6 protein-coding genes are annotated in these 5,197 nt (G+C 74.7%); 2 read left to right on the top strand and 4 right to left on the bottom strand.

Translation table 11 applies throughout. From position 1 onward, the window contains the following. The coding region (locus CA983_RS40430) for an LAETG motif-containing sortase-dependent surface protein (RefSeq protein ID WP_143645723.1) at positions 1 to 189 on the top strand (189 nt) is incomplete at its 5' end. Between the two features lie 57 nt (positions 190 to 246). Here CA983_RS40430 and CA983_RS40425 read toward each other — a convergent pair. Beyond that, positions 247 to 1,203: a nucleoside hydrolase gene (locus tag CA983_RS40425; protein ID WP_086605665.1), complete on the bottom strand. Its 957-nt coding sequence runs from the start codon at positions 1,201 to 1,203 to the stop codon at positions 247 to 249. Between the two features lie 49 nt (positions 1,204 to 1,252). Further along, positions 1,253 to 2,509 carry a threonine--tRNA ligase gene (gene thrS, locus CA983_RS40420; protein WP_279628503.1) on the bottom strand — a complete coding sequence of 419 codons (1,257 nt, stop codon included), beginning with the start codon at positions 2,507 to 2,509 and terminating at the stop codon, positions 1,253 to 1,255. 380 nt (positions 2,510 to 2,889) lie between these two features. Here thrS and CA983_RS40415 point away from each other — a divergent pair, with 380 nt between their 5' ends. Next, entirely contained in the window at positions 2,890 to 3,693 is an 804-nt protein-coding gene (locus tag CA983_RS40415; protein WP_086605663.1) for a hypothetical protein, read from the top strand. A gap of 17 nt (positions 3,694 to 3,710) precedes the next feature. On the opposite strand, the gene CA983_RS40410 is transcribed toward CA983_RS40415, so the two are convergent. Both CA983_RS40410 and CA983_RS40405 read right to left on the bottom strand, forming a co-directional pair. Beyond that, positions 3,711 to 4,499, bottom strand: a complete 789-nt coding sequence (locus tag CA983_RS40410; RefSeq protein ID WP_086605662.1) for a GAF and ANTAR domain-containing protein — start codon at positions 4,497 to 4,499, stop codon at positions 3,711 to 3,713. Between the two features lie 196 nt (positions 4,500 to 4,695). Next, on the bottom strand, positions 4,696 to 5,197 hold a 502-nt coding region (locus tag CA983_RS40405), incomplete at its 5' end, for a TIGR03943 family putative permease subunit (protein ID WP_086605661.1).

The following is a 5,197-nucleotide window of genomic DNA, read 5'->3' as shown; positions in this document are numbered from 1 at the left end:
CCCACCCCGTCCGCCTCCGAGTCGACGACGCCCCCGGCCCCCAAGCCGAATGGCGGCGGTGGCGACCTCGCCGAAACGGGCGCCAACAGCAGCACGGGCCCGATCGCCATCGGGGCGGCTGCCCTGCTCGCGGGCGGCGCGGCCATCGTCCTCACCACCCGCCGCCGCGCGGCGAAGCGCAACGCGTAGGCACCTGAGCCACCCCACGACGGGCCGCCGCCCGACGCTCAGCGGCGGCCCGTCGTGCTACACCGTCTCCAGGTACAGGTTCACATACCGCTCCACGTCCACGTCCAAGGCCACCTCCACCAAGGCCTGTTCGCGGATGCCCTCGTGGATCTCGGACTCCCCGGGCCGTGGCCGCCGGTCGACGATCGTCTGGCCGCGCGCGGGCCCCGGGGCCAGGACGACCTCGACCGGCAGGCGCTCGGTGGTCAGCCCCTTCGGGTCGACGACCGCGCAGACCGCACCCGCGTCACCGAGACCGCCCATGGGCGTGGGATCGCCCGAGGTGGCCGGGTCCCGGTGGGCGAGCAGCTCACCGGCCATCCGCAGACTCGGTTCCGCACTCGCCCGCAGCCGCTGCACCTCCCCCGCCGGCACCAGCACCTTCTTGAACACGTCCAGCCCGTACATCGTGATCGGCACCCCCGCGGTGAGCAGCACCGCCGCCGCCTCAGGGTCGTGCCACACGTTGAACTCCGCGACCGGCGTGGCGTTCCCCGTCGCCACCGCGCCGCCCATGAACACGATCCGCTCGATGTTGCGGGTCACCTCGGGGTGCGTCCGCAGCAGCAGCGCGATGTTCGTCAGGGGCGCCGTGGGAATCAGCGTGACCGGCCTCGGCGAGGCGAGGATCTCGCGACGCAGCAGCGTCACCGCGTCCACGTCGACCGGCACGCGGGTCGGCGCGGGCAGCCCCAGATCGCCCATTCCGTCCTGCCCGTGCACATGCCGCGCCGTCCGCACGGGCTCGATCAGCGGACGCTCGGCGCCCCGGGCGACGGGAATGTCACCGGCACCGGCCACCTCCAGCACGGTCAGGGTGTTGCGGACCACGCCGTCCACGTCCGTGTTCCCGGCCACGCAGGTGATCGCCCGCACGTCGAGCGCCGGGTGCCGTACGGCGAACAGCAGGGCGAGGGCGTCGTCGACGCCGGTGTCGCAGTCGATGATCACCGGTATGCGCTGACCGTCCGTCACGGCGGTGGCTCCTTCCACTGTTCCCGCGCTGGGCTCCGCACGAGCGACCTTACGCCGCCTCCCACAGGCCACTTCCGCGAGCCGCCACCCGGTCCGCGATACGCCGCAGGAACTCGGCGGCGGGCAGGGCGCCCGGCCGCCGCCCGTCCCGCAGGCGCGGTGCGACCTGGTCCGCTTCGGCCTCCCGGCCGCCGATCACCGCCTGGTACGGGGCCGGCCGGGCAGCGCGGACGCGGGCGGCGAGGGTGCCCTGCTCAGGGCCGGAGGCCTCGGCCCGCAGGCCGAGTTCGCGGGCGCGGCGGACGAGTTCACGGGCGTGGTCCGCCTGGTCGTCGCCCACCGGGAGCACCACCAGCTGCACCGGTGCCAGCCAGGGCGGGAAGGCTCCGCCGTGGGCCTCGACGAGGTGGGCGACGGCCCGTTCCACGCTGCCGATGACGCTGCGGTGCACCATGACCGGGCGGTGCTTCGCCCCGTCGGGGCCGATGTAGTGCAGGTCGAAGCGTTCGGGCTGGTGGAAGTCGATCTGGACGGTGGAGAGGGTGGCCTCCCGCCCGGCGGGGTCGGCGATCTGCACGTCGATCTTCGGGCCGTAGAAGGCCGCCTCGCCCTCGGCGGCCTCGTAGGGGATGCCCGAGCCGTCCAGGACTTCGCGCAGCAGGGCGGTGGCCCGCCGCCACAGGTCCGGGTCCGCCACGTACTTGCCGCCCTCGCCGGGCAGGGAGAGACGGTGGCGGGCCGCGCGGATGCCCAGGTCGGCGTAGGCACGGCCGATCAGCTCCAGCGCGGCACGCGCCTCCTCGACGGCCTGCTCCAGGGTGCAGAAGATGTGCGCGTCGTTGAGGGTGATGGCCCGTACCCGGGTCAGGCCGCCGAGGACGCCGGACAGCTCCGAGCGGTACATGCCGCCCAACTCGGCCATGCGGAGGGGGAGTTCGCGGTAGCTGTGGGAGCGGGAGCGGTAGATCAGGGCGTGGTGGGGGCACAGGCTCGGGCGGAGCAGGACCTGCTCGGAGCCGACGTCCATCGGCGGGAACATGTCCTCGCCGTAGTGGTCCCAGTGCCCGGAGATCTCGTACAGCTCGCGTTTGCCGAGCACGGGCGAGTACACGTGCCGGTAGCCCGCCCGCTGTTCCGCCTCGCGGACGTACTCCTCCAGGGTGTGCCGCACGATCGCGCCGTCGGGCAGCCAGTACGGCAGCCCCGCGCCCATGAGCGGGTCGGTGTCGAAGAGGTTCAGTTCACGGCCGAGCCGTCGGTGGTCGTGCATGGCGGGCTCCTCGGGTCTTGAGGCGAGCTCCCCCAGGCTCTCGGCTCCGCTCGAGCCGGGTGGTACCCCCACCGCGACGAAGCCCCGGGGCACTCGCCCCGGGGCTTGAAGACATCTGGGTCAGCTGTCAGCGCGCCGGGACACTCTCCGGCGTCGTCGTGAGAGACGGGAACGGCTTGGCGCGCTTCATGGGCGGGACCGTAACAGGAGGGCGGCGTGCGGGGCGACGGCTTTTTCGGGGGCCGGCGGCGCGTGCGCGTCGCGGGCACCGGCCGCGCGTACGCCTCCCTCACCCGAACAGCCCGTCGCACTGGTGTGCCGCCCGTCGCGGTGGTGCCGTAAGAGCACGTACCCGATCTTGGAGAGCCCGCCCCGTCCCGAGGCACCTCCATGAACTCCCCGCAGGAGGCCCTCCGATGCCCCAGCCCCCGGCCGGCCGACGCGGCCCAGGTGCCCGCGCCCTCCTCGCCTCCGCGCTGTCCGTGACGGCCCTGCTGGCCACGGCCGCCTGTTCCGTCCAGGACGAGCCGCGGCCACGGTGGTTCTCCGCCTCCGCCACCCCCACCGGCGCGTCGCCCGCCGGCGAACGGCCCGCCGGCTCCGGGTCCGGCCTCACCGAGCCCCAGGCCCAGGCGGCGCTGATCACCCCGGTCGATCTGGGGGAGCCGTGGGGACCGACGCGGGGAGCCAGGACCTGGCGCGACGGACTGCTCAAGGCCACCACGAAGAACCCCGACTGCCAGCGGCTGCTCGACGTCCTCTACACGGAGGAGCCCTTCGGCACCCCGGCCGGCCCGCGGGCGACGGCCGCGTTCGACGACGCCGACACCGACGCCCAGTTGCGCTACCACGTCGCCGCCCATCCCCCGGCGGCCGTCGACCGCACGCTGGCCTGGCTGAAGTCGCTGCCGGAAAAGTGCGGCGAGTTCACGGCCGCGACCGCGCGCGGCGGCGTCCAGACCGTCCAGGTCGGCGACATGCCGCTGCCGCCGGTGGGGGACGCCCGGCAGGCCCTGCGGGTCACCCTGGCCGGCGAGACGGAGGAGGGGGAGCTGACGTACCTCACGATGGACCTCGCGGCCGTGCGGGTCGGTGAGGAGACGATCACGCTCACCAACGCCGGCCTGGACGAGGTGTACGAGGAGGTCACGCAGCAGACCGCGGAACGCGGGGCGAAACGCCTGTCCGAGATCAGGAAGCAGGGCGAGGCACAGATCTGACCGACGCCGGCCGGGGCTCAGTACCGGTCGAAACGCCTGCGGTGGGCGATCACGTCGCGGGCCGCGTCGAGGGCCGTGCAGCCGCGTGCGAAGGCGTCCGCCCGGAGCCGCGCGAGCGCGTCGTCGGCGCTGATGCCGAGCTGCGCCATGATCATGCCGACGGCCTGGTAGACCTCCTCGTGGTCCGTGCCCAGCCCGCTCAGCCAGGGATCCTCGTCCCGCCACTCGGCTTCGGCCTCGCGCGGCAGTGCCATCAGGGCCACCGTCATGACACCGGCCACGAGCCGGGCCACGTGCAGTTGCCGCTCGGTGAGCCCGCCAGGGCTGTCGCGGTACAGGTCGAGGGTGCCCACGCACACCGCGTCGCTGCCCAACGGCACCGCGTACACCGCCCGCACCCCGGCCTCCGTCGCCTGCTGGGCGAAGACCGGCCAGCGGCCCGCGTCCCGGCCGGTCGTCAGATCGCAGGCCAGCACGGGCTCCCCGTCCTCCACCGCGCTCTGGCAGGGCCCGTCGCCCAGCGTCGCCTGGATCTGCGCCAGGTGCGCGGCGTGCGGGCTGCTGGCGCTCAGCTGGACGGGCATGCCCTCGCTGCGCAGCGACACGCTCGCGCCGACCACCGGCAGCAGCTCGACCGCCACCTCGCACAGCCGTCCCGGGACCTCTCCGGGCTCGGCGCCGCGCACGCCCCTGGCGATCACATCGGCGGCCCGGATCCCGTCCAGGTCCAGGTCACCGCCCCCCGTGCGGGGACCGGGGTCGTCGTCTTGGGCACCTGGGGGATCGTCCCTGGGCCGCACGACCACCGCCTCCTTCGATCACCGGCCTTCACCATCGACGCTCTTCCGGGCCTGGCCCCGCCGGCTGCGGGACGGGCCGGTGAGCGCCGGCCGCCCGGGCGGCCGGTCCGCGGCGCCTCCGAGCCCTCCCGGAACGTGCCCCGACTACCCGTCGCAGGTGGGGCGAAACCCCTGCGGGGGGCCGTCGCCGCAGGTCCGGCCCTCAGCGCTTCTCGTACGGGTTGTCCGGCTGCCGCACCCGCCGGACGGAGCCGGCGTCGAGGACCGGCGGCCAGGCGGCGGCCGAGCCCAGCTCGCCCTCCGGGTGCCAGGTGCCGGTGACCGTGACCCAGGTGTCGACGGGCGGGGCGCCGGCGCCGCGCACCTCGGCCTTGGCGGTGGTGGCGTCGGCGGCGCAGCAGGAGACGAGGAGGCGGGTGACGTACCAGGTGCCGTCGTCGTCCCGGGTGACGAAGCCGGTGAGCCGGACCGTGCGTCCCCTCAGGGAGCGGCCGCTGTCGTAGACCGCCCGGGAGCCGAAGTCCCCGAGGGTGATGTCGAGCGGGTTCCCGGCCGGCAGCGCCGGGAACGTGCCGACGCCCCGGGCCGCACGCCGGTCGGCGTCGCGCTCCGCGCTGTAGGAGCCGAGGGCGGGCGGCGGGAACAGCAGCAGGGCCAGGGCGGGGAGAGTGAGGAACCAGGCCACACGGGGGCCGGCGGGGCCG

It is taken from the genome of Streptomyces swartbergensis (assembly GCF_002148965.1).
Lineage (GTDB): Bacteria > Actinomycetota > Actinomycetes > Streptomycetales > Streptomycetaceae > Streptomyces > Streptomyces swartbergensis.
This window is presented reverse-complemented; position numbering and strand designations above follow the sequence as displayed.

Bases quoted from the DNA above. Each gene is read 5' to 3' on its own strand.
- CA983_RS40415 (WP_086605663.1), top strand. From the start codon at position 2,890: ATGCCCCAGCCCCCGGCCGGCCGACGCGGCCCAGGTGCCCGCGCCCTC.